General features: G+C 30.5%; 1 pseudogene. It reads left to right on the forward strand.

Features of this window, described 5'->3' with window-relative positions:
• Positions 1-71: 71 nt before the first annotated feature.
• Positions 72-325 (forward strand): annotated as a pseudogene (locus OM075_RS26765) (IS982 family transposase); the annotation flags it as partial.

Raw genomic sequence — 325 nt, forward strand, 5'->3', positions numbered from 1 at the left:
ATTTTAAGGTTGCGAAACAAAAAATATTAAAACCTCACATGCACGATATAAAGACGAATTTCGATAAAATTTTGGAAGTATTAAAATCTGTATTGCAAGATCAGGTTGATTTGAACGGTAATTTTCACAAGGTGGGAGCAAGACCTAAATTTTCAGATATTGAATTAATTAGCCTAAATCTGACTAGTGAATATTTATCCATTGATAGCGAAAGTTTGCTTTTCAAAAAGCTCAAAAGTGAATATAGAGAACAATTTCCTAACATGATTGACCGGACACAATATAACAGAAGAAAGAAATGTTTATTTGGTTATATCGAATGGGT

Source organism: Plebeiibacterium sediminum, from assembly GCF_026013605.1.
Lineage (GTDB): Bacteria > Bacteroidota > Bacteroidia > Bacteroidales > Marinilabiliaceae > Saccharicrinis > Saccharicrinis sediminus.